Consider the following 23,367-nt stretch of genomic DNA (forward strand, 5'->3'; position numbering starts at 1 on the left):
CGCCATCCATCGAGTAGACGGATTCGAAGGCGACGATCTTGGGCGCGTTGGCGGGCAGCGCCGCCAGCTTGCGGTCCAGGTCCTCGGGGTCGTTGTGTTTCCAGATCACCTTGCGGGCGCGGGAATGGCGGATGCCCTCGATCATGCTGGCGTGATTGGCCGCGTCCGAGAGGATGACCGCATCCGCCAAACGGCTGCCGAGCGTCGAAAGCGCGGCCCAGTTCGAGACATAGCCCGAGGTGAAGAGCAGCGCCGCCTCCTTGCCGTGCAGGTCGGCGAGTTCCGCCTCCAGAGCGACGTGATGCGCATTGGTGCCGGATATGTTGCGCGTGCCGCCCGCCCCGGTGCCGCACTGATCCACCACCTCCTTCATCCGCGCGCGAACCGCCGGATGCTGGCCCATCCCGAGGTAGTCGTTCGAACACCAGACGGTGAGATCCTGCGCACCCCCCACGGCCCGGCGCCGGGCCTTGGGGAAGGTCTCGCAGTCCCGCTCCAGCTCGGCGAAGACGCGGTAGTTGCCCTCTGCCTTGAGGTTGTCCAGTTGGGCAGCGAACAGCGCGTCGAAATCCATCGGTCGTCTCCGGTCTCAATCTTCGGGGCCCGGCCGGGCTGTCCCGGCACAGGCAAATGCCCATGCAGCCTAGGGGCACCGGGCAGCATGGCACAGTCCGGTTTTCCGGAGGTGAACGAGGGGCCCCGCTGTTTCGGCGTGCAAAGACCCCGCCCCTGCCGCTATAAGTGATCAATCCTGACCCATCACGAGGGGCCAAGCCCCGGACTGCCATGACGATCATGATCCCCGCCTGGGTGGATGGCACCCTGCAACCGGTGGAAAAGCTGGAAGCCCACGAACGCGGCCTGAAACACAAGGCCGTGTCAGTTTTTGTCACCCGCGGGGACCAAGTGCTGATCCAGCGCCGGGCCCTGAGCAAGTACCACACACCCGGGCTTTGGGCGAATACCTGCTGCACCCACCCCGACTGGGACGAAACCGCAGCCGCCTGCGCGATGCGGCGGCTGCAGGACGAACTGGGCATCACGGGCGTCGTGCCCCATCACATGGGACAGGTGGAATACCGGGCCGGGGTGGGCGGCGGCATGATCGAACACGAGGTGGTCGAGATCTTTCGGGCCGAAGCGGGGCCCGGGATGACGCTGGCACCGAACCCCGAGGAAGTCATGGACATCCGCTGGGTCCCGCGCCGCGATCTGGAGGCCGAAGTGCGCGAGACGCCGGATCGGTTCACGCCCTGGCTGCGCATCTACCTGGAACGGCATGCGGGCCTGGTCTTTGGCGCAGACAAGGGGGCGGCGGACTGACACCGCGCCCCTGACGTTGTGGCGCCTGCTCAGCGATGCCAGATGGCGGCATATCGGGCCTTGCCGCCGGCCTCGTATCCCGACACATCCACAAGGCGGTATCCCTGACCGACCCACTTGTCGAATTCTGCCTGGTATTGCGACGAGGTCAGATTGTGCCGGGCGACCCAGCCGCCCTTGCCCTTGTCCCAGATGGCCGCAAAGTAAGGCTTGCCGTTCACCGTGTAGCCGTCAACGTGCACCGGGCGATAACCCTGTGCCTTCATCGCGTCAAAGGTCTGCTGGTAGCTGGCACTGCTCATGCCGTGGCGCGCCTGCCAGGCGCTGCCGCCCTGTTTCTTCCAGATCGCGGCATAGCGGGCCTGACCGTTCACCGAGTAACCCGAGACATCCACCAGCCGGTAGCCCTGCCCGACCCACTTGTTGAATTCCTGCTGGTATTTCTGGCCTGACAATCCGTGCCGCGCGACCCAGGCACCGCCCGACTTTTGCCAGAACCCCGCGAACAGCCCGGAGCCGAGGCTCATCGCATCGATGAAGGCCGGGGCATAACCCTTGGCGGTCAGGTTGTCGAAGGTCTGCTGGTAGGCGGGCGCCTGCAGCCCGTGACGCGCAACCCAGGCGCCACCGCCGGATTTCGACCAGATGGCGGCGTAATAGCCCTTGCCGCCCACGCTGTAGGCGTCGATATCGGCCAGGCGATAGCCCTGCGCCTTGTAGGTGTCGAACCATGACTGGTATTGCGCGCTGGTCATGCCATGCCGAGAAACCCACTGCTGGGCCTCGGCTGCGCCGGAGACGGTCAAGGTGACGAGGGCGGCAAGACCCGCCCCTGCGAGGCGATTAATAAAATTCGGTTTCATATCTGTTTCCTCTGAAAATAGCCGGGCGCGGCCCGGTGCGGAAAAACGGGGCAGACTGGTCTGCCAACCTGTCATCCATTGGGCGCCGACGCGCGCGGTCATTCAATTACGGTATCCCCGACCTCAACCGCCGGGGCGCGGTTATCCGCTGTCTTCTCAGTTCCCGGTGGCAGAGAAGTGCTGGTAATCCTTCATCGAGGTCCAGTCGCCGCCCCAGCCCCAGCCGCGTTTCCTGAAGGCTGTCACCACGGCATCCCCGGCAACGATCACCCCCCGGGGCCGTGCGCCCCGTTCTCCCGGATCGTCGTAGTCGACCCCCGCAGAAGGCGAGGTGCGACCGCCGGTGACAAAGGGATTCTGCACCGGGTTGATGTCGATGGCGCGGCCAAGCGCATGTTGGGACAGACGCGAAGTCCCCGCCACGACACGGCAATTGAAGGCGCTTGTGTTGTTGGCCGCCATCGAAAACCCGTCATCTCCGCGAAAGTGATGCACCAGCCGCATGCTCTGGATCGGGTACCCGGCGGCGTGAATATCGGCGAAGATGTCCAGGATGTCCCTGGACACATCGGCGGCAACGATCAGCTCTCCCTGCCGGGTGCGACCCTTGAAATCCACATAGGGCACGGTCAGCAGGCGCAGGTCTTCGCGTGCCGGACACGGCAGGTTCGCGTGCCAGCTGACACCCTGCATCGCGGCCCAGGTGGCATCAGGGATCGGCTGGGCCGTGCCCCGCGCCTGCGCGCCGGCCATCGAGGCCGAACAAACCATCCCCAAAACTCCGGCCCAAAGGATCTTTCGCATCCTGTCTCTCCTGCTCATGTCGCCTCTGCCTCAGGGAAGCCAGCCTGACCGGGCACCGCAAGTCAGATTATCCGTCAGTCACTCGGCCAGGAAATGCCGACTGACGAACCCCGTGTTCCCGTCTGGCGCGACGACCTGGTACCACAGCATGTTCTCGGCAATGCAGCCTTCGGCCCGGCGCCGGACGTCCTCTGATGACGGGTATTCGGTCAGCGCACGGCAGAAATTCAGGCACTCCTGTCCGCGTTCACTGTCACGCAGGGGCAAAAGGCGACCGGTGTCGGGCACCTGCACCCGGTCCGCCAGCCGCACCTGCCCGACGATGGGCGCGCGCAGGCCGGGCGCGGCGCGCAGGTTGACGAATTCATTGACGTTGATGACCCGGGCCGAGGTGCTGGCCAGGCGGCAGTTGTTGAACCCGCCGACAGCGCCACCAGCCGATCCGGGATCCTGCACCGCGCGGAAAAAGGAGCGGACATGGGCGTCATCCCCCTCGGTCCAGACCGGCAGATCCGCGATGGGCGTGTCCGGCGGGTACAGCATGTAGGGAAACGCCTGCCCGCTGATGTCCTGATCGGTTGCGCCGCCGGTGTAAGAGGCCCCGCCCATGTAGCGGACAGGTCCGTAATCTCCGAAGATGCGCAGTTCACAGCGGGCAGAGCCCTCGTAGCGGAACCTGCGGTTGCTGAGGGCGTAAACCGATGTATCGTCGATATCCTCGTAGGTGAAATCGAGCGGCCTCGGCTCCGACTGAAGCGGATAATCGATCAGGCCGGAATCGACGTGCCAGCAGAGATTGCTCAGCGCCTGTTGCGCGTTGTCGGCGGGAAAGGCCACCGGCGCTACCGCGATCTCCCATTGCGCGGCCTGACCGACCGTCTCGACATATGTCATCTCGAAGGGTGGCGTGCCCAGCAACGCCAGGAACAGGGAATCCGGGATCGCTGTGCCCATGTCTGCGCGGTGCCGCAATACCCCCGCCATGCTATCCAGCGCGATGGCATAGGCGGTATCGACCTCGTCACGCGTATAGGCGCGATCCCCCAGCAACAGAGAGGGCGCATGAAAGCCCAGCCTGCCCCGCGGATGCAGCAGCCTGTCGTTGCTATGGGCGCCGCCCGCCTCGGGATGGCGGTAGCGGCCCGCCAGGAAAATGACGGCGCAGGCGCTTTCACAGGCAGCGCCTGCGGGTACGGCGGTGCCATAGGCACGCTCCCCGATCAGGTCGGCCATCGCCAGCGCCTCGCGCAAGCCTCCACCGGGGGAATCCAGGCAGATGCGGCGTCCGACCGGCGAGTAATCGGCGGTAAAGCCAATCTGGTCCAGCAGGGCGCGCAGGGCATCCGCATCCCCCTCCTCGATCTGCCCTGAAATCGAGAGCCTGCACCCCATGACCGCATCGCCACCCCGGGTGATGGTCGCCGCCGAGGCGGGCCGGGTCCCGGTCAGGACATGGAAACAGAAGACGGCAAGGAGGAGGAGGCGAAGCGCGCTGGTCATATCGGGGCTCCTGCTGCGAAATACAGTCCAAAGGCTAGCACGGCTCCGGAATCACACGAAGCCGGGAATGCACAGCGGCGCAGCCGCCAGCGACCCGATCAATCCGCCAGGAACTTGCGACTGACGTAACCGGCGGTGCCCGATCCGTCGCGGATCTCGTACCAAAAGACATTGCCCTCGATGCAACGGTCCACTTGGGCCCGCAGGTCCGCGTCCCCGTTGTCCAGCGCCAGGTTGTTGCAGGCCTTCATGCAGCTGCGCGCCCTGTCACCGCCTTCGGGCGTCCGCAGGTCCTGGGTGGCAATCACCCGCACCCTTTCCCCCAGCGGCACCTGCCGCAGCACCTCGGCCTCGAACCCCGGTCCGCCGCGCAGGTTGACGTATTCGTTGACGTTGACGATCCGCGCCTCAGGGTTCAGCAGCCAGCAGGACCGGATCTCGACTTCGGAGAGTTCCGCGCGCGCAGCCGCCTGGATCGCGGCGAAAAAGATCTGCTCGCCGGTTTCGGCCGGGCTGCGCACCACCGGCAGCGCGGACAGTGGCAGGCGCGGATCGTGGAACATGTAGGGATAGACCTCGCGACGCGAGATCTCGTTGGCTCCCGCGCCATCCATGACAAGGTAGCCTATCCGGTCCAGGGGATCGCCGTCGGCCCGCAAGGTCATTTCGCAATTGGCCGAGTCCTCGGCCCGGAAGCCGCCGCGCGACGTCACCTGTGCCCGGTCCGGCCCAAGGTTGCCAAAGGTGAAAGGCAGGTTGGCAGAGCCATACAGGTAACTGTCTGACGCGCGCTGATCCAGCATGCCGCCGTCACCGTTCAGACAGGCAAACCGCAACGAGGATTCGATGTCCGAGGCTGTCAGGGACACCGGTGCCACCTCGATCTGCCAGCGCGCCGCCTGTTCCACCGTCTCGACGTAACTCATGTCGCTGGCCGGCGTGTTCAGGATCGTCAGGAACAGCGACTCGGGGATGTCCGAGGTGACGCGCAAGACCTCGCCCATGCTGCCCAGGGCCCGGGCATAGGCCGCGTTGACCTCGTCCCGGCTATAGTTGCGGTCTTCCTCCACCAGCGCCGGGGCATGAAAGCCAAGTGTCCCGCGCGGATGCAGGATCCGGTCGGGTATGGCCGCGCCATCGGATTCCGGATGCGAAAAGCGCCCGGACAGGAACAGCAGGGCGCAGGTGCTCTCGCAGGTGGCCCCCTCGGCGATGGCGGTGCCCATGAAACGCGCCTTGACGATATCCGCCATGCGCACCACCTCGATCAGCGAGCCGCCGGGGCTGTTCAGGCAAATGCGCTGCCCCACCGGGCTGGTGCCATCGGGCCAGGGCATGTCTTCCAGGATCGCTCGCAACGCCTCGGCATCGCCGCTGACGATCTCGCCGTCGATGCGCAACTGACAGCCCATGTCCTGCCCTTCCGACAGGGTGATCTGCGCCGCCTGGGCCATGCCTGCGAAAACCGGAAGGACGGCGGCCATTGCCAGCCGCCACAGCACCTGTGCCATGTTTTGCTCCGTCTGCTCGGACCTTTTGGGTGATTCTAGCACGTCAATGCCATTTTGTGCGCGGGGAATTGCCGATCCGAATCGGATGGCAAGGCTTCGCCGAATCACATCGATGCGCAGGACTGGCACATCCTGCACAGACCCCTGTTTCTTTGGGCAGAAAAATACCTCCGGGGGACGCCGCAGGCGGGGGGCAGAGCCCCCGATACGCGGGCGCAGCCCGCGCCGGTCGCCGCGCATCGCGCGGCGATACCGCCCCTACCGCAACTCGATCGACACCCGCCCCGCGGCCCCCTTGGCGTCGATCACCGACAGGGTCGTAAATCCCGGCCCCGCGAGCGGAGCAAAGAACTCGGGCCTTTGCAGACCGGTCGCCAGCACGGCGCCATCCGCCAGCAGCGTGTAGGGCGGCACACCGCCACGCAGCTTGATCGGTACGCCCAGCCCGGTCGCCGCCAGCCGCGCGCCCTCGGGCGGGAAGGTCAGTTTCAACTCGGCCACCGTGTCGCGCGGCCCGAAACGCTGCAGCGTCTCGGGCAATTGCGCGCGGCTGACCAGCAGCGTCTCAGGCGGCGGCGGGGGCAAGGGTTCGAACCGGCTTTCGACGCGGCCCAGCGCCTCGAACAATAGCGGCGCCGCCAGGTCGCCGCCAAAAGCGCCAGGCACAGGCGTGCCGTCGGGCCGCCCGATCCAGACCCCCGCCACGTGCTGTCCGGTCCAACCCAGTGCCCAGGCATCGCGATGCCCGTAGGATGTGCCTGTCTTGTAAGCCACGCGCCCCGGTGGCCCCGCCGAGGGGGGCGGCAGCAGGTCGGCGAGGATGTTGCCAACCTGCCAGGCGCTGGTGCGGCTGAGAACGCGCTGCGACGGTGCCTTGTCCGGGTCCACTCCGGCCCGCCACCGCAACGGGATCGCCTCGCCGCCTCGTGCCAGCGCCGCATATAGCTGCACCATCTCCTCGAGCGTCAGGCCAACGCCGCCCAAGGCCAGCGCCAGCCCCGGCGCACCGCCCTGCACACCCGGATCGACCATCGCCCGTTCCAGCGCCGCCATCAGGTGCGCCGGGCCCAGCGCCTCTGTCAGGCGGACAACGGGGATGTTCAGAGACAGTTGCAGCGCCCGGCGTACCGGCAGCTCTCCCCGGTATTCGCCGTCGAAATTCTGCGGCGCATAGGTTCCGAACTGGACCGGCGTGTCCAGGATCAGCGTCTCGGGATGGGCCAGTCCGCGGTCGAAGGCCAGCCCGTAAACCAGCGGTTTCAGCGTCGAGCCCGGTGACCTCTGCGCGGTGGTCATGTCGACAAAGCCCTGCGCGGCCATGTCGGTATAATCCTTGGACCCGACCGAGGCGAGGATTTCACCGCTCTGGTGATCCGCAAGCACCAGGGCAACCGACAGCTTTTCACCCCGGCCCGACATGTACCTCCGGGCCAGTTTCTCCAACCCGGCCTGCAAATCCCGGTCCAGCGTCAGGTCGTGGCGGCCCGGTCCCATCGCCACTGCCCGGTCGGCCATGTGCGGGGCCAGTTGCGGCATCGGCTGACGGCCCAGGGGGGCCGGGTCCAGACTGTCGGATTCCGCAGCCTCCATCGGGATCACCCCGGCGCCGGCCATGCGCTGCAACACGCGGTTGCGGGCGTTCCGCGCCGCCTCGGGGTGGCGGTCAGGGCGGCGGCTCTCGGGGGCCTGTGGCAGCGAGACCAGCAGCGCCGCCTCGGCCGGTGTCAGCCGCGCGGGCTCTTTGCCCAGCCAGATCAGCGAGGCGGCGCGCAGCCCCTCGACGTTGCCGCCATAAGGCGCAAGCCGCAAGTAGAGCGCCAGGATCTCTTGCTTGTCCAGGCGCCGTTCCAACGCCAGCGCCAGCCGCATCTGCCGCAGCTTGCCGCGCCATTGCCCCGTGGTGCCGTCCTCCAGCAACCGCGCCACCTGCATCGTCAGGGTCGAGGCGCCCGATACGATTTCTCCATGCCGGATCGCCTGCCCGGCAGCCCGAATCGTGGCGCGCAGATCGACACCGGGATGGCTGTAGAACCGCTTGTCCTCGTAGGCGACCAGCATCTCGAAGAACAGCGGGTCGACCTGGTCCGGAGAGACCTCCATGCGCCAGAGCCCGTTTTCGATCGTGTAGGCGCGCAGAAGATGCCCGTTACGGTCCCGAACCTCAGGCGAGGTCGCGTGAACCAGCACCGGAATCTCCGTGGCGTCGATGAAATCGTCGAACCGGTCGCGCGCGAAGGCCGCCGACCACAGCAGCACGACGAGTACGACAAGCCGTTTCACACATCCGCCTCCCAGAGGCCCGGGTAACGGGTGACAAATCCGTGGGTGTCGACCGACAAATGGGTTTCGAACTCGGTTTCCTGCGCCTCGTAACGCACCAGCCCGCCGCGTTCGCGGGTGTAGGCCTGTGTCAGCGGTGTCACCTGCGGGCCGGGAAAGCGCAGCCAGGCCGATGTCGTCTCCAGCCGCCCGACTTCTGGCACGCGGTTCAAGGGCATCAGGTTGGTCGCGGGGGTAAAGGCCAGGTCCACGTCCTCGGCCCCTGCCAGATCGGGGCGCGGGGCCTCGTTCACGGTCCAGCCATCCTCACCCCGTGCAAGACGCAGCGCGACCGCATCACCGCCGTAGTCGCCGGTGATGTCGGCACTGGTCGTGCACCAGTCCGCGCCGACGCGGATCACGTAGTCCAGCGCGGCCCAGCCGGTGGCATCGCGGAACCGGGCATGACCGACCAGCATCCAGCCCTGGTCAAGCCGCGCCAGGCGGCACTTGTCTTCCCCGTCGCGGTCCAGCGCCCGCCAGTGGATCGTCGCTACCGTCTCGCCGCTCATGGCAGGATCGTCACGCTGCCGGAGGCGGTGACCGCCCGGTATTCGGGCCGGTACATGTCCTCGACCAGCGCCGCCGGGTGGTGGAACGTGCCGGGCGAGACCGCCCGCAGGATATAGGCCAGCTTCAGCGGCTTGTCCGACTCCTGGTTGATGGCGGCCAGGAAACGCTCGGCACGGAACTCGGTGTGTTCGGCGCTGGCCAGTTCCAGCCAGTCGAGCGCCCGGATATCGCCCGAGCGCAGCAGGCTGGGATTGTCGATCTCGAACCCCGCGGGCAGCGCATCGTCGAGGATCAGGCGCGCGCCCGTCTTTTCCGCAGGCTTGATGGTCAGCACGGCGACCATGCGGTCGCCCGCGCGGATCTCCGAAACCGGCTCGCCCTCCAGCGTGAAATACTCGCGGGTCAGCGCATAGCCATACCCCGTCGCCTCGGTCGCGCCCAATGGCTTGCCAAGAGTCGTCAGGGTGATGTCGGTCGGCTTGTCCGAGGTGTTGGTCAGGCTCACAGGCTCCAACCCCTCGGCCTCGATCCGGCGCACGAAGGGACCGGACAGCGGCTCTCCATTCAGGGCAAGCCCGGAGACGGTCGGATCCTGCACCATCGCGTGTGCCGCCAAGAGCGCCCAGGCTTTTTCCTGCGTCGACAGCGGACGGTCGACAGAGGAAATCCGCCGCACCACGTCGTTGCGGTCGAACCGGTCAGACCGCGCCTCGACCGCAAGGGCCAGCAGGCCCGCCGCGTCGCGCAGGGAACTGCCATAGTCGGAACGATAGCCTTGTTTCGTCGACACCGGCGTGGCCAGCAGACGGGCCGCGGCCCGGCCGAACATCGCATCTGCGCGCGGCTGGTCTCCATAACTGGCCAGCGCGGCGCCCAGTTGCGCCTGTGCCAGCGGCGTTGCGAAATCCGCCGCCTTTTCGTCGGCGTAGTAGCGCAGGTCGCCCATCGCGGCCTCACCCTCTCGCGCCAGGACCATCAGGGCATAGGCGATATCCTGCCCGCCCTTGTCGAAGTCCGGCGCATAGGCGATCCGGTTCTTGAGGTTGTCGAGCGCGTTCTGCCAGGCCGTGTCCGGCACCTCGTAACCCGCCGCCTTGGCGCGGCTGAGGAAATCCGTCACATAGGCGTCCAGCCAGAAATCACCCGACCACGCGCCCCAGAGGCCGAAAGCCCCGTTGGATGCCTGCCGGGTCAGCACCTGCGCGATGGATTGCTCGATGCGCAGGTCGATGCGGTCCGTGTCGCCCAGGCCCAGGGGCTCGGCAATCGCGGACATGTAGAGCAGCGGCAGTGCCTTCGACGTCACCTGCTCGGTGCAGCCATAGGGGTAACGGTCGAGCGAGGCCAGCATGCCCGGCACATCGAAGCGCGCCAGCGGCCCGGCAGAAACCATCGCCGAGGCACCGGCGGGGCGAAGGTTGGCAAAGACCTGATCGTCCAGCGTAAAGGTCTGACCTGCGGCCAACTGGATGCGGCGGGTGGTGCCCACGTCGGGATCGTTCGAGCGCACGCCCAGCGTCAGGTCCTTGGTCAGGCGCTGGCCATCTGGCGTGATCACGGCGATCTGGATCTTGTGGTCGCCCACGGCGCCCGCGGTCAGCGGGATGTCCAGCGCGGTCTTTTCGCCCTCGCCCAGCGTCACGTTCGCAGGCAGGGCGCCGGTGTCCAGCGTCACGCCATCGGCGGTGACGGTCAGGGGCATCTCGCCGGCCTCACCCTTGGCATGGGTCAGTTCCAGCAGCAGGCGGCTTTCGTCGCCCGGCGACAGGAAGCGCGGCAGCGAGGCCGAGATCACCACAGGGTCGCGCACCAGCACGTCCGCCTCGGCAGAGCCGACCCCCTTGGGCGACCAGGCCACCGCCATCAGCCGGACAGTGCCGTTGAAATCGGGAATGTCAAAGCTGACCTCGACCGTGCCATCCTCGCCCACCGGCAACTGGCCGGAGAAGAATGCGACGGTCGCCTCTGTCGGCGGCGGACTTTGCAGGCGCATGCCCGCGGCCCCGTCACCACCGGACCGCACGGCGCCCATCGCGCCGTTCATGCCGTCGATCAGACGGCCATAGATGTCGCGGATTTCAACCCCGAGTCGGCGCTGGCCAAAGTAATGACCCGCCGGGTCCGGCGTGTCGAAGCCCGTCAGGTTCAGGATCCCCAGGTCGACAGCAGCAACGGTGACATAGGCCTGCTCACCGGGTGTCACGTTGTCGATCCGCACCTTCGCGGTCAGCGGCCCACGCGGGGCGCTCTCCGCAGGCGCGTCGAATCCGACCTTCAACTTGGCATCGCCGGGATCGACGCTGGCATGGGTCAGGCCCAGGGCGCGGGCCGGGTTCTGGCCCGCCGTCACGTCCATCGGTCGGATCACCTGCGCGGTGACATAGACACCGGCGCCCCAATCCTCGGTCACGGGCAGGGTCAGGGTGTTTTCCCCCTCGGCCACGTCCACCGCCTGCATGGAGATCACGCGGTCGGCCAGCACGGTGACAACCGCCTTGCCCGCGTAACGTGGGACCATGCGCAGGGTTGCGCTGTCGCCCGGCTGATAGGCGGGCTTGTCCAGCGACAGTTCCAGCATGTCAGGGGCGTCGGCGGCATCGGCAGGCGCGTACCATCCTGCCGAAAAACCCATCGAGGCGGCCAGGTAGGCACCGTCGGCGCGTTCCACGACGACCTCGTACTGCCCCCAGTCCACCTCCGCCGCGATCTTCAGCGGGTCGGCGCCCAGCGTGCCGGTGCCCTTGGCCACGGTCTCGCGGGTTGTCATCGGCTCCCAGTACCAATTGCCGTAGTTCTGATACCACTGGTAGCGCGTGCGCACGCGGTTGACCTGCCAGCTGACCTCCATCTCCTGCGGTTGCAGGTCCGGCCCCACGGCGATCACCTCGAACCGCGCCTCGGCACCTTCGGCGAATTCCTCGGCGGCGGGCTTGATCCCGATCATCGGGGTCGGCGGGGCCACGGACCGCGAGATCAGACGTTCCACCGGACGCCCCGAGGCCTCGGACAGGCGCAGGGTGGCGGTGGCCGTCATCGGGCGGCCCTTGGGGTCGATGTCGGGCATCGGCAGGGTCAGCTGTGCGGCGCCTGCGGCATCCGTGGTCAGATCGGCGGCAAAGCTTTCGATCCGGGTCAGCGCGTTGTCGTCGTGACGGCCAAAGCGGTAGCCGGGGAAGGTATCCAGCCGGGTGCCGGTGGACAGGCGCAACTCGCCCTCGATGTCCAGGTCGGCGCCCGGGGCCCCAAAGAGATACCGTGCGTCCACCTCCAACAGCGGCGGCGACAGCGGGTTGATCGGCCCCTCGGGCAGCGACAGGTCGAAATCAATGCGCTCGGGCACGAAATCCTCGACCAGCAGGGTGTCCGAGGTCAGCGCCTCGCCCTTTGGGTCGGCGTAGACGGCCAACCGCCAGGTGCCGCGCGGCACCGTCGGGCCGAGCGGCAGAGTAAAGACATGGCCGCCCGCATCCCCCCCGTCCGAGATATGGCGGGAGTATTCGACGCCATCGGGCCGGGTCAGAACGGCGGTCAGCGGCACATCGTTGACCGCATCGGCCTGCGCATTCCGCAACAGGGCGGTCACGTTGACCTCGTCCCCCGCGCGATAGACGCCGCGATCGGTGGCGACGAAAGCATCCAGCGGCCCGGCGGGTGCGCGGCCCGCGACGCCACGGTCGGACAGGTCAAAGGCCGGATCGGTCAGCGACAGGAAGGCAAGGTCTTCCTCGCCCCTCTTGGCCATGACCAGCGCGGGCGCCGTACCGCCCTTGCCGCGCAACAGGCCCGGCGCGAAACGCGCCACGCCATCGGCATCGGTTGTCACGGTCTCCAGCACGCGGTTGGCCTCGGCCAGCAACGAGACCTCGAGCCCGGCCATCGGCGAGGCGTCGCCAAGGTCGCGGGCAAAGACGGTCAGGCCATCGGTGCCCTGCAGGGTCGTCAGACCGATGTCGGAGAGGATGAACCACTGCGTCGCGCGGCGTCCTTCACCGCGTTTCGGGTCCGGCACGGCGGCGGTCAGCGCATAGATCCCGGCCGGCAGGTCGCCCAGGACCTCACCCATCGGCAGGCGGGTCATCATGTCAGCATTCAGGCGGTTTTCCACCACGCCGGTGCCGGTCCAGATCTCCTCGGCCACGTCGCGGGCAAAGTAGTTTTCGTCATAGCGGCCCAGCGGGCGGCCAAAGTAGTTTTCCTGGATCGCGCGCACCAGGTTGCGGTCGGACACGCGGCGCAGGGTCAGATCGACCTCGTCGAGGTTGACGGTGTCGATGGGAATGCCCGCATCCGCCGTGCGCGGCAGAACGTAGGCCCGGCCCGGAAAGCCAAGGGTCGGGGTGCGGTCGCTGACATAGGCAGTGATCGGCACGTCGCGGATCAGTTCCTCGCCCGACTTGGCGGGCAGGCCCGAGCGGAAGGTGATTGTATAGCGGCTGCCATGCTCGACGCCGGTCACGCAGATCCGCTCGTCATCCTGCACCACCGCGAGGCGCGGATCGGGCAGCTTGACATAGGGCGCATAGTCCTGCCCCACGCGCACCAGCGGCTCGTTGAAGCTGGCGCAGATGCGCGGCGTGGCGCTGTCGGCCTCGACAATGTGATCGTCGACGCGAAAGCCGTATTTGCCGATGGCATCGTCCAGCAGCGCGGAGACATCGGCGCGGGGGCCGATGCTTTCGGCCAGGCGCAGCGCGGGGATCATCAGGCGGCCGCGCTTGTCGGCCTCCAGCGCGCGGGCCAGATCGTACAGCGCAGTGATCCGCTGCGCATCGTCGCCGGTGCGCAGATAGGCATTGATCGAGGCCAGGAAGGCGCGGCGGCCATACTTGCGCTTGTCCGCGCCCTGCACCTCGCGCAGGTAGTCGGTCGACCACTGGCCATACTGCAGCCACAGCGCCGGATCATCGTTCTGCGCCAGCGCCGCACCGGTCCAGTGGATCGCATCGCGCAGGTTGCCCTCGTCACGCGCCCGGGTCGCCGCATCCAGCAACGCCTGGACGGTCCATTGCCCGCCGCCGTGGCGCACGGCAAGATCCATCGCCTCGGCACGAGCGCGGTCGATGTCACCGTCGCGCAGGAAACCCAGGTCTTCGCGCCGGGTCTCGGCCCGGGCCAGAACCTCGGGCGGGGTGATGACGACGCGCCCAGACACCGCCCCTTCGTAGGCGGCGCGGTCCGTCACCTCAGTCTTTGGGAAACAGGCGTTCGTCCGGCTGTTGAAAGTGAACGCGATGCATCCTTCGGCATCCAGGCAGGCCTGCTGGCAGGCATCAAGCGTGGTGTCGAAGAGCTCTTGCAGGTCCTTGCCCACATAGTCGATGTCCCGGGTGACCACGTACCGCCGGTCCGGCATCGCCTCCTGCGCGTGAGCAGAGGACAAGCCAAAGAGGGCCGCGGCGAGGCCCAGAGCAAAGCGACGCATCAAAAAGCTCCTTTCAGAACAATGCGGTTCATCGTGGCACGCGCCGGGGGGCAAAACAAGGATTCGGAAGGTCAGGGAAACCTGACCCAAGCCGGGGCTGACGCCCGTAGTTTAAGGAGATGTTCACCTCGCCGGGGCAAGAGTCCCGGGGTCTGAAAGGAGAGCCCGGGATGGAAATGGCCGATCGCCTGGCCGCGGAACGGCGCGCACGGCTGGCTGCGGAAAGACTTCTGGAACAAAAGCAGGCCGAACTGTTCGAGGCCAACCGCCGCCTGGGCAAACACGCGCTGGAACTGCGCAACGAGATTCAGGAAACCCGGACCGAGGTCAAGGTTGTCCGGGACGAGAACCAGCGCGTCATGCACCAGCTGGGCGAGGCGACGCAAAAGATCGAGGTGGTCACCGAACAGCTGTGGAGCGCATTGGAAACCATGCGCGACGGCTTTGCCATGTACGACGAGAACCTGCGCCTGGAACTGGCCAATCCCGCCTACCTGCAGGTCTTCGAAGGGGTGGAAAGCATCGCCCCCGGCGCTTCCTATGAACATGTGCTCAAGGTGCTGGTCCAGGAAGGCATCGTCGATCCGCAGGGCGAACACCCGGACGCCTGGACCCACCGGATGCGCGCCCGCTGGGACATGGACCCGATCCCGAACGAGACGCTGCGGCTGTGGAACAACCGCTTTGTCAAGATCCGTGACCGGCGCCTTCCGGATGGCGGGATCGTCAGCCTGGGCGTCGACATCACCGGGCTGATGCGCATGTGGTCCGCGGTCGAGGAAATGCCCGACGGCTTTGTCATGTACGACGCCGAAGACCGTCTGCTGATGTGCAACCAGCAGTACAAGGACATCTACGCCAAGAGCGCCCCCGCCATGCGGCGCGGCGCGAGTTTCGAGGAAATCCTGCGCTATGGGCTGGACCGCAAGCAATACGCTGAGGCCATAGGGCGCGAGGAGGACTGGCTCGAGGAACGGTTGCTCGTGCACCGCCAATCCGAGACCGAACTGGAACAGCAGCTGGAGGACGGTCGCTGGCTGCGGGTCTACGAAAGACGCACCCGCGACGGTGGCCTCGTCGGGCTGCGGGTCGACATCACCCAGATCAAGCAGGACCAGGAGCGACTGAAAGAGGCGACCATCCGGGCCGAGGCCGCCAACCGCGCCAAGTCCGCCTTCCTTGCCAACATGAGCCACGAGATCCGCACCCCAATGAACGGCGTCGTCGGCATGGCCGACCTGTTGATGGACACCGAATTGAGCGAGGAACAACAGCTCTATGCCGACACGATCCGCAGTTCGGGCGAGGCGCTGCTGGTCATCATCAACGACATCCTCGACTATTCCAAGATCGAGGCCGAAAAGCTGCAACTGCACCCCGCGCCCTTCGACCTTGAACGCGCCATCCACGAGGTGGTGATGTTGTTGCAACCCACCGCGCGGGACAAGGAAATCTCGCTGCTGGTCGATTACGACATGTTCCTGCCGACCCGTTTCATCGGCGATGCCGGGCGGGTCCGTCAGATCCTGACCAACCTCTTGGGCAACGCGGTGAAATTCACCATCCAGGGCCACGTCCTTGTGCGGGTCGTCGGCGTGCCGGGGGATGAAAACGCCTCGTCCATCCACATCACGGTCGAGGATACGGGCATCGGCATTCCGCCCGACAAGGTCGACCACGTCTTTGGCGAGTTCAACCAGGTCGAGGATGAGCGCAACCGCACGTTCGAGGGCACGGGCCTGGGCCTGGCGATCACCCGACGGCTGGTCGAACTGATGGACGGCGAGGTCTGGGTGGAATCCGACCTGGGCAAGGGCAGCTGTTTCGGATTGCGCATCCTGTTGCCAACCGAGGAACCCGCCGTCTTCGAAACAGCCCGCCTGCCCGGCCACCTGTCACGGGTGCTGGTCGTCGACGATCACAACGTCAACCGCGAGATCCTGTCGAAACAGTTGGGGATCATCGGGCTGAGCGCGGATTTCTGCAAGACCGGGTACGAGGCCATCGACCACATGGCCCAGCGCCCCGACCTGTTGCTGATCGAACAGGACCTGCCCGACATGAGCGGCCAGGATCTCGCCGCCCAGGTCACCCGCGGAGGGCGTAACATCCCGGTCATCCTGATGGCAGACAATCCGGTCCAGGTCGCCCGACGTCCGGGCCTGGACATCGCCGCCGTCCTGCAGAAACCCGTGCCGCGCCGGGCGCTTTTTGCCGCCCTGGAAAAGATCGGCGTCGCCCATTACCCCGAAGGTGACAGCCCCGGCCCCCGGGACCCGGCCGAAGGTGCGCCCCCTGCCCTTGCCTCGCCGGAACCGGGCGGCCCACTGGACGTACTGGTGGCCGAGGACAACAAGACCAACCAGCTCGTCTTTCGCAAGATGGCCAAGGATTTCAACGTGACCCTGCGTTTTGCCAACAACGGGATCGAGGCGCTCGAGGCCTATCGCGACCGGCGGCCGGACCTGATCTTCATGGATATCTCGATGCCGCGCATGGACGGCAAACAGGCCACGCGCGAGATCCGGGCGCTGGAAAACGGCGGCCCGCAGGTGCCAATCATCGCCGTCACCGCCCATGCCATGAGCGGCGACCGCGAGAGCATCCTGGCGGCCGGGTTGAACGACTACCTGACCAAGCCACTGCGCAAGGCCGCGCTGGCCGAGAAATTCGACCTTTACGCGCCGCAGAAATCGCGGCGCGCGGTCTCTTGACCGGCGTTTAGGCCGATTGTGCGCCGGCCTCTGCCGGGCGCAGAAAGACCGGGCGATCCGGCTCTGACATGTCCGGCTGGTAGACATAACCGCCAAGGTCGAAATCCAGCAGGCCGTCAGGGTCCGTCAGGCGGCGCTGGATGATGTAGCGTGCCATCGACCCGCGCGCCCGCTTGGCGAAAAAGCTGACGATCTTGGGGCCGCCCGGCTTGTCCTCCATGAACTGCGGCGTGATGATCCGCAGCTTCAGGGGCTTTTCCGGCACGGCGCCGAAATATTCCTGGCTGGCGCAATTGACCAGCACGTCTGTCCCCAGCGCCTCGGCCTGCGCACGCAGGGCCTTGGCGATCTGGTCGCGCCAGTAGTCATACAGGTTGCCGCCGCGCCGCGTCTTCAGCCGCGAACCCATTTCCAGCCGGTAGGCCTGCATCGCGTCCAGCGGGCGCAGCACCCCGTAAAGCCCCGACAGGATCCGCAGGTGATCCTGCGCCCAGGTCATTTCCTCGGGATCGAGCGAACCCGCCTCGAGTCCCAGGTAGGTGTCCCCGGCAAAGGCCAGCGCGGCGGGGCGCAGGTCCTCGGGGCCGGGCGTGTCGGTAAAGGCGCGGAAACGATCGCGGTTCAGCCGCGCGAGGTCATCCGACAGGTCCATCAGGCCCTTGAGGTCCTTCAGGCTCAGGTTCCGGGCCGTTTTGGCCAGACGCTGTGCGTCTTCCTCGAACGCGGGTTTGGTCATCTCGACCGTCCGTTCCGCCCAGTCCAGCCGCTTGGCCGGAGAGATCACGACAAGCACCATCTACCTCCATCACTTCCAGTGACCCCGAGGTAGTCTGCCCGCCCGCCAAGGTCCAGAGCCGGGCCTGTCAGCCCGCGTTTTCCTGCAGCACCGACCAGAAGACCGGGCCGAACCGTTCCGCCCGCTTGTCGCCCAGGGCCTGGCACAGCGCGTCCTCGCTATGGGGCGGACGCTCTGCCAGCTTGGCTAGCAAAGAGGCGGAACAGGAGAGCGGCTTGTCGGTGCCGTCGGGACCGCGCAGCAGATCGGCCTGGGCCGCCATCAATGCATCGTAAACCGCCCCTGTGCCCCGCGCCGCCAGCTTGCGCCGGCGCGGGTGCATCTCTTCGGACCCGCCGTTCAGCACCTCGAGGAACTCCGCCCCGTAGCGTTCCAGCTTCTTGGCGCCGATGCCGGAAATCCGGGCCAGCTCGTCCATGTTGGCGGGACGGGTCTCGGCCATCTCGATCAGGGTGCGGTCGACGAAGATCACGTAGGCGGGCACGCGCGCCGCCTCTGCCAGCGCGCGCCGCTTGGCCTTGAGCGCCGAGAGCATGGGCGCGTGTTCCTCGCTGACCAGGGCCTTGACCGCCGGGCGGCGCTCCGTCGCGCGGACGACGGCATCCTTGCGCAGCTGGATCGCCTCCTCGCCGCGCAGGATCGGCAGGGCCCGGTCCGTCATGACAAGCGCCCCGTGGCGTTCCGCGTCCGGGCGCATCAGGTCATGGCCCATCATCTGCCGGAACACCGCCTGCCACTGGCCCCGGCTGAGATCCTTGCCGACGCCGAAGGTGGGCAGGCCGTCATGCCCCCGTTGCTTGATCTTGTCGGTCTCCTTGCCCAGCAGGATGTCGATCAGGTGCCCGGCGCCAAAGCTTTCGTCCGTGCGCAGCGCGGCAGAAAGCGCCTTGCGCACCGCCTCGGTGCCGTCGAACAGCTCTGGCGGGGTATCGCAGAGGTCGCAGTTGCCGCAGGCCCCGGCCTCTTCGCCGAAATAGGCCAGCAGCGCCTTGCGGCGACAGCCCAGCGCCTCGGCCAGCCCCAGAAGCGCATTCAGCCGCCCGTGATCGGCGGCGCGGCGTTCCGGCGGTGCCAGCCCCTCGTCGATCTGCGAACGGCGCAGGCGGATGTCCTCGGGGCCGAACAGGGTCAACGTCTCGGCCGGGGCGCCATCGCGGCCTGCGCGGCCGATTTCCTGGTAATAGGCCTCGATCGACTTGGGCAGGTCCGCATGGGCCACCCAGCGGATGTCCGGCTTGTCCACGCCCATGCCAAAGGCCACCGTGGCGACGACGATCAGCCCATCCTCGGTGGCGAAGCGTTCCTCGACCTGACGGCGGTCATCGGCCTCCATCCCGCCATGATAGTGACAGGCGGCGTGGCCCTCCTCGCGCAGGGCGCGGGCGATGCCTTCGGTCTTGGCCCGAGTGCCGCAATAGACGATGCCGGACTGCCCCTTGCGGGCACCGGCGAACTTCAGGATCTGGGCACGCGGCCCGTCCTTGGGCTGAAAGGCGAGATGGATGTTGGGCCGGTCAAAACCGCGCAGGAAGGTCGTCGGCGGCTGTCCGTCGAAGAGCCGCGTGACCATTTCCTCGCGCGTTTCGACATCCGCCGTCGCGGTAAAGGCCGCCAGCGGCACATTCAGCGCGCGGCGCAATTCCCCGATGCGCAGGTAGTCGGGGCGGAAATCATGACCCCACTGGCTGACGCAATGCGCCTCGTCCACGGCGATCAGAGAGATCCCCGCCTGCGCCAGCATCCGCTGCGTGCCGCCATTGGCCAGCCGTTCGGGCGCGAGGTAAAGCAGTTTCAATTCACCGGAATGCAGCATGTCCCAGACCGCATCCGTTTCCTCGGGCGTGTTGCCCGAGGTCAGGGCACCGGCGGCCACGCCTGCCTCACGCAGGCCCCGCACCTGGTCGCGCATCAGCGCAATCAGCGGTGAGATCACCACCGTCACCCCGTCGCGCAACAGCGCAGGCAGTTGGAAACACAGGGATTTACCGCCGCCGGTCGGCATGATGGCCAGCACGTTCTCACCCGCGGCCACGGCCTCGACAATCTCGCCCTGGCCGGGGCGAAAGGCGTCGAAGCCGAAAATCTCTTGCAACAGCGCCTCGGCGCCCCCGGCATCGCGCGGCATGGAAAACCTGTCGGATTTGTCTGGATCTGCTCTCAATCCAGACAATCACATACTAAGATTCGGTGAATCAAGCCCCAGCCACCACAATATGCGGCTTTTGACCGTGGCGCGCACAGGGTCAGAAGCTGTAGAAAAACCCGGCGTTGTTGGCCAGGATGATCTGCAGCGCGTAGACCCCGATCAGCGTGATCAGCGGCGCCAGGTCCAGCCCGCCCATCGGCGGCAGGATGCCCCGGATGCGCGAATAGACAGGTTCAAGGATCCGGTTCAACCCGTCCCAGATCGCCGCGACGATGGGCTGGCGCAGGTTGAGGATCTGGAAGTTGATCAGCCAGCTCATGATCACATGGGCGACGATGATGAAGACCGCGATGCTGAGAAGCATGTTCAGGATCTGAAAGAGCGACTGCATCTGATGGGCCTTTCCTCGTGGTGCCGGTCGGCCCAGAGGTATGCGCAGAAACACTTAAGGACAAGTGTGCCGCGAGGTCCCGATTGACGCGGCTTTGCGCGCGCAGCATCACGCGGGCCAAGGAGCCTGCCCATGTACCCATTTCTGCGTCTTGCCCGCAACGTCCGCCAAGCCCGCCGCGCCCCGCGACTGGGCCTCTTCGACACCCATGTCTCGACCCATGTCTGCATGCCCTGGGATCTCGATCTGTGGTGGGAGCTGAACAACGGCCGCACCCTGACGATCTATGACCTTGGCCGCATTCCTCTGGCGATCCGCACCGGCCTGGTGGACGTCTTGAAACGCGAAGGCTGGGGCCTGACCATCGCCGGGTCGATGGTGCGCTACCGGCGCCGGGTCCGCATGTGGGACAAGGTCGAGATGCACTCGCGCATGCTGGGCTGGGACCGCCGGTTTCTCTACCTCGACCAGTCGATGTGGCGAGCGGACGGCGAATGTACCAGCCAGGCGATCTATCGCGCCGCCCTGACCGACGCCAAGGGCATCGTCACCACGGATCGCTCGGCCCCGGCATTGGGCGCGCCTGCGGAAAGCCCGACTTTGCCCGACTGGGTGCAGACCTGGATCGCCTCCGAAGACGCACGGCCATGGCCGCCTGCAACGAAAAAGTGACGAAGCCAGCGACTATCTAGCCTCGGAACACCCGCCGTCGTTAACCACTTGCCACGCCCCCTGCCGATGGGTTCTATCGCCCCATTCCGAAAAGGGGCAGGCATGGCACATCCGACGAAACGGCAACGCATCTGGGGCTGGATGTTCTTCGACTGGGCGCAACAGCCCTACGCGACCCTTGGCCTGACCTTCATCTTCAGCCCCTATTTCGCCGCCGTCGCCGCCGAGTATTTCATGAACCAGGGCGCCGAGGCCGCCAGTGCCAAGGCCAATGCGCAAAGCCTCTGGTCCTCGGCCCAGACCGTCGCCGGCCTTGTCATCGCCTTTTCCGCGCCTCTGCTGGGGGCCTGGGCCGATGCCACCGGGCGTAAGCGACCCTGGTTCTGGCTGTTCACCGTGATCGCCATCCTTTCCTCCTTCACCCTCTGGCAGCTGCAACCGAACGGCAGCGGGCTCTACATTGCCCTCGCGATGTTCTGGATCGGCTTTGTGGCCAGCGAATCCGCCTTCAACCTGAACAACGCGATCCTGCCCAGCCTCGGCACACAAGAGGAGGTGGGACGCATCTCGGGGACCGCCACGGCCTTTGGCTATTGGGGGGGTGTGCTGTCGCTCTTCATCATGCTGCTGTTCTTTGCCGAAAACGAAAGCGGCACCACCCTGATCGGCCTTTCCCCGCCATTCGGGCTGGACGCCGAGGCACGCGAGGGCACGCGGTTCGTGGGGCCCTTCATCGGGCTGTGGTTCGCGATCTTCCTCATCCCCTTCTTCGCCTGGAACCATGACGACCCGCTGGAACGCAAGAAACCGGAAAGCGTGCGCAAGGTGCTGGCAGACCTCTGGCAGACAATCCTGCGCGTCTCGCGCCGCAAGTCCTGCCGCAGTTTCCTGTTGTCCTCGCTGTTCTACCGCGACGCGCTGACCGCGCTTTATGCCTATGGTGGCATCTACGCGACGCTGGTGCTGGACTGGCAGGTGATCCAGGTCGGTGTTTTCGGCATCATCGCCGCCATCGCAGCCGCGGTCCTGTCCTGGGTCGGCGGGCTGGCGGATCAGCGGTTCGGCCCCAAGCCCGTGATCCGCACCTGCATCTGGGTTCTGATCCTCGTCGGCTGCGTGATCGTGGGCATGTCGCGCGAAAGCCTGTTCGGGATGCCGCTGGCCGAAGGCTCGCTGGTGCCGGACATCATCTTCTACATCTGCGGTGCGATCATCGGCGGCACCGGCGGCGCGCTGTATTCCGCGTCGCGGTCGATGATGGTGCGCCATTGCGATCCCGCGCGCCCGGCGGAGGGGTTCGGCCTGTTTGCCTTGGCGGGCAAGGCCACGGCCTTTCTGGCCCCCGCGCTCATCACCCTGTTCACCTATGTGACACAGTCCAACCAGCTGGGCTTTCTGCCGGTGATCGGGCTTTTCCTGATCGGACTCGTTCTGCTAGCATGGGTGCATCCGCAGGGAGAGAGACCCGCATGATCCGTTTCATTACGACCATTTCCCTTGTCCTTGCCCTGGCTGCCTGTGGTGGCGGCGGGCGTGACATCTCCTGGGCCCGTGCCCCGGCCCGTCCGCTGGATCCGGTGCTGTCCTCCAAGGAGGCCAAGCAGCTTTTCGGCGCCAAGAGCCAGGCCTCGACGCAAAAGGCCGAACCCTTCGGGGGTTATGCCAAGGGCTGTCTTGCCGGTGGCGTTCAGCTGGCCGAAACCGGGCCGACCTGGCAGGCCATGCGCCTCAGCCGCAACCGCAACTGGGGCCACCCCGAGCTGATCGACTACGTTCAGGACCTCAGCCGCAAGGCCGCGCAGCAGCCGGGCTGGAACGGCCTGTACCTGGGCGACTTCAGCCAGCCGCGCGGCGGCCCGATGCTGACCGGCCACCGCAGCCACCAGATCGGGCTGGACGCCGATATCTGGCTGCGCCCCGCCGACAACCTGAACCTCTCGGTCAAGGCGCGCGAAAACATCTCGTCGATCTCGATGCGTCGCTCGGCAGGGGCCTATACCAACGACAAGTGGACGAAACAGCACCACGAGATCCTCAAGGCCGCCGCCAGCGATCCCCGCGTCGCGCGCATCTTTATCTTCCCGGGCGCCAAGGTGCAGATGTGCAACGATGAAAAGGGCGACAAGTCCTGGCTGCGCAAGGTGCGCCCCTGGTGGGGGCATCACTACCATTTCCACGTCCGGCTCAGCTGCCCCAAGGGCGCTGCGGGCTGTGTCGATCAGGCGGCGCCGCCCCCCGGCGACGGCTGCAAGGAGGCCGAAGGCTGGGTCGACCGTATCCTGAACCCACCGCCGCCCGATCCCAACGCCAAACCCTCGCCGCCCCGGCGCGAGCTGACGCTGGGCGATCTGCCGCGCGTTTGTGCCGACGTGCTGGCCGCGAACTGACCCACG

General features: G+C 66.5%; 16 protein-coding genes. 5 read left to right on the top strand and 11 right to left on the bottom strand.

Features of this window, described 5'->3' with window-relative positions; genetic code table 11:
• Nucleotides 1-574, bottom strand: a 574-nt coding sequence (locus G9Q80_RS26685; RefSeq protein ID WP_168246601.1) for an aminotransferase class I/II-fold pyridoxal phosphate-dependent enzyme, incomplete at its 3' end; no start/stop codon positions are given.
• 212 nt (nucleotides 575-786) lie between these two features.
• Between G9Q80_RS26685 and idi the strand changes: the two genes are divergently transcribed.
• Nucleotides 787-1,323 (top strand): isopentenyl-diphosphate Delta-isomerase, encoded by a 537-nt coding sequence (idi, locus tag G9Q80_RS26690; RefSeq protein ID WP_074622439.1) that lies wholly within the window; start codon nucleotides 787-789, stop codon nucleotides 1,321-1,323.
• Nucleotides 1,324-1,352: 29 nt separating this feature from the next.
• Here idi and G9Q80_RS26695 read toward each other — a convergent pair whose 3' ends face one another.
• From G9Q80_RS26695 to G9Q80_RS26725, 7 genes are all read right to left on the bottom strand, one after another.
• Nucleotides 1,353-2,186 carry a hypothetical protein gene (locus G9Q80_RS26695; protein WP_052244544.1) on the bottom strand — a complete coding sequence of 278 codons (834 nt, stop codon included), beginning with the start codon at nucleotides 2,184-2,186 and terminating at the stop codon, nucleotides 1,353-1,355.
• 156 nt (nucleotides 2,187-2,342) lie between these two features.
• Entirely contained in the window at nucleotides 2,343-2,990 is a 648-nt protein-coding gene (locus G9Q80_RS26700; protein ID WP_069211253.1) for a M15 family metallopeptidase, read from the bottom strand.
• A 78-nt stretch (nucleotides 2,991-3,068) separates the two neighbouring features.
• Complete coding sequence (locus G9Q80_RS26705; RefSeq protein WP_088715880.1) at nucleotides 3,069-4,490, bottom strand: SH3 domain-containing protein; 1,422 nt, start codon at nucleotides 4,488-4,490, stop codon at nucleotides 3,069-3,071.
• A gap of 98 nt (nucleotides 4,491-4,588) precedes the next feature.
• The gene (locus G9Q80_RS26710) at nucleotides 4,589-6,001 is read right to left on the bottom strand and encodes an SH3 domain-containing protein (RefSeq protein WP_157903856.1); all 1,413 of its coding nucleotides are present in this window, start codon (nucleotides 5,999-6,001) and stop codon (nucleotides 4,589-4,591) included.
• A gap of 258 nt (nucleotides 6,002-6,259) precedes the next feature.
• A complete protein-coding gene (gene pbpC / locus G9Q80_RS26715) occupies nucleotides 6,260-8,281 on the bottom strand; it encodes a penicillin-binding protein 1C (RefSeq protein ID WP_088715882.1) in 2,022 nt (673 codons plus the stop codon).
• The gene (locus tag G9Q80_RS26720) at nucleotides 8,278-8,832 is read right to left on the bottom strand and encodes a putative glycolipid-binding domain-containing protein (RefSeq protein ID WP_088670092.1); all 555 of its coding nucleotides are present in this window, start codon (nucleotides 8,830-8,832) and stop codon (nucleotides 8,278-8,280) included. The genes pbpC and G9Q80_RS26720 overlap by 4 nt, the downstream gene beginning before the upstream one ends.
• The gene (locus G9Q80_RS26725) at nucleotides 8,829-14,255 is read right to left on the bottom strand and encodes an alpha-2-macroglobulin family protein (protein ID WP_088715883.1); all 5,427 of its coding nucleotides are present in this window, start codon (nucleotides 14,253-14,255) and stop codon (nucleotides 8,829-8,831) included. Before G9Q80_RS26725 ends, G9Q80_RS26720 begins: the two co-directional genes overlap by 4 nt.
• Before the next feature lie 170 nt (nucleotides 14,256-14,425).
• Here G9Q80_RS26725 and G9Q80_RS26730 point away from each other — a divergent pair, with 170 nt between their 5' ends.
• Nucleotides 14,426-16,969 carry a hybrid sensor histidine kinase/response regulator gene (locus tag G9Q80_RS26730; RefSeq protein ID WP_088715884.1) on the top strand — a complete coding sequence of 848 codons (2,544 nt, stop codon included), beginning with the start codon at nucleotides 14,426-14,428 and terminating at the stop codon, nucleotides 16,967-16,969.
• A 7-nt stretch (nucleotides 16,970-16,976) separates the two neighbouring features.
• On the opposite strand, the gene yaaA is transcribed toward G9Q80_RS26730, so the two are convergent.
• From yaaA to G9Q80_RS26745, 3 genes are all read right to left on the bottom strand, one after another.
• Nucleotides 16,977-17,762, bottom strand: coding sequence for a peroxide stress protein YaaA (yaaA, locus tag G9Q80_RS26735; RefSeq protein WP_069211294.1), 786 nt, complete (start codon nucleotides 17,760-17,762; stop codon nucleotides 16,977-16,979).
• 70 nt (nucleotides 17,763-17,832) lie between these two features.
• Nucleotides 17,833-19,890: a DNA helicase RecQ gene (gene recQ, locus G9Q80_RS26740; RefSeq protein ID WP_088715885.1), complete on the bottom strand. Its 2,058-nt coding sequence runs from the start codon at nucleotides 19,888-19,890 to the stop codon at nucleotides 17,833-17,835.
• Between the two features lie 118 nt (nucleotides 19,891-20,008).
• On the bottom strand, nucleotides 20,009-20,302 hold the full coding sequence (locus G9Q80_RS26745) for a YggT family protein (RefSeq protein WP_043143084.1): 294 nt from the start codon (nucleotides 20,300-20,302) through the stop codon (nucleotides 20,009-20,011).
• 132 nt (nucleotides 20,303-20,434) lie between these two features.
• On the opposite strand from G9Q80_RS26745, the gene G9Q80_RS26750 reads away from it, so the two are divergent.
• The 3 genes from G9Q80_RS26750 to mepA all read left to right on the top strand — a co-directional run bounded on the left by G9Q80_RS26750 (nucleotide 20,435) and on the right by mepA (nucleotide 23,361).
• Nucleotides 20,435-20,974, top strand: a complete 540-nt coding sequence (locus tag G9Q80_RS26750; protein WP_088670089.1) for an acyl-CoA thioesterase — start codon at nucleotides 20,435-20,437, stop codon at nucleotides 20,972-20,974.
• A gap of 102 nt (nucleotides 20,975-21,076) precedes the next feature.
• Entirely contained in the window at nucleotides 21,077-22,447 is a 1,371-nt protein-coding gene (locus G9Q80_RS26755) for an MFS transporter (protein WP_088715886.1), read from the top strand.
• Nucleotides 22,444-23,361, top strand: a complete 918-nt coding sequence (gene mepA, locus G9Q80_RS26760; RefSeq protein WP_088715887.1) for a penicillin-insensitive murein endopeptidase — start codon at nucleotides 22,444-22,446, stop codon at nucleotides 23,359-23,361. The genes G9Q80_RS26755 and mepA overlap by 4 nt, the downstream gene beginning before the upstream one ends.
• Nucleotides 23,362-23,367: the final 6 nt, after the last annotated feature.

The sequence above is a fragment of the Mameliella sp. LZ-28 genome (assembly GCF_012274245.1).
Taxonomy (GTDB): domain Bacteria; phylum Pseudomonadota; class Alphaproteobacteria; order Rhodobacterales; family Rhodobacteraceae; genus Antarctobacter; species Antarctobacter albus.

Excerpts from the sequence above, each read along its gene's own strand:
- idi (WP_074622439.1), top strand. The coding sequence starts at position 787 with ATGACGATCATGATCCCCGCCTGGGTGGATGGCACCCTGCAACCGGTG.
- G9Q80_RS26695 (WP_052244544.1), bottom strand. The coding sequence starts at position 2,186 with ATGAAACCGAATTTTATTAATCGCCTCGCAGGGGCGGGTCTTGCCGCC.
- G9Q80_RS26700 (WP_069211253.1), bottom strand. The coding sequence starts at position 2,990 with ATGCGAAAGATCCTTTGGGCCGGAGTTTTGGGGATGGTTTGTTCGGCC.
- G9Q80_RS26705 (WP_088715880.1), bottom strand. The coding sequence starts at position 4,490 with ATGACCAGCGCGCTTCGCCTCCTCCTCCTTGCCGTCTTCTGTTTCCAT.
- G9Q80_RS26710 (WP_157903856.1), bottom strand. The coding sequence starts at position 6,001 with ATGGCACAGGTGCTGTGGCGGCTGGCAATGGCCGCCGTCCTTCCGGTT.
- G9Q80_RS26720 (WP_088670092.1), bottom strand. The coding sequence starts at position 8,832 with ATGAGCGGCGAGACGGTAGCGACGATCCACTGGCGGGCGCTGGACCGC.
- G9Q80_RS26725 (WP_088715883.1), bottom strand. The coding sequence starts at position 14,255 with ATGCGTCGCTTTGCTCTGGGCCTCGCCGCGGCCCTCTTTGGCTTGTCC.
- G9Q80_RS26730 (WP_088715884.1), top strand. The coding sequence starts at position 14,426 with ATGGAAATGGCCGATCGCCTGGCCGCGGAACGGCGCGCACGGCTGGCT.
- recQ (WP_088715885.1), bottom strand. The coding sequence starts at position 19,890 with ATGCCGCGCGATGCCGGGGGCGCCGAGGCGCTGTTGCAAGAGATTTTC.
- G9Q80_RS26745 (WP_043143084.1), bottom strand. The coding sequence starts at position 20,302 with ATGCAGTCGCTCTTTCAGATCCTGAACATGCTTCTCAGCATCGCGGTC.
- G9Q80_RS26750 (WP_088670089.1), top strand. The coding sequence starts at position 20,435 with ATGTACCCATTTCTGCGTCTTGCCCGCAACGTCCGCCAAGCCCGCCGC.
- G9Q80_RS26755 (WP_088715886.1), top strand. The coding sequence starts at position 21,077 with ATGGCACATCCGACGAAACGGCAACGCATCTGGGGCTGGATGTTCTTC.
- mepA (WP_088715887.1), top strand. The coding sequence starts at position 22,444 with ATGATCCGTTTCATTACGACCATTTCCCTTGTCCTTGCCCTGGCTGCC.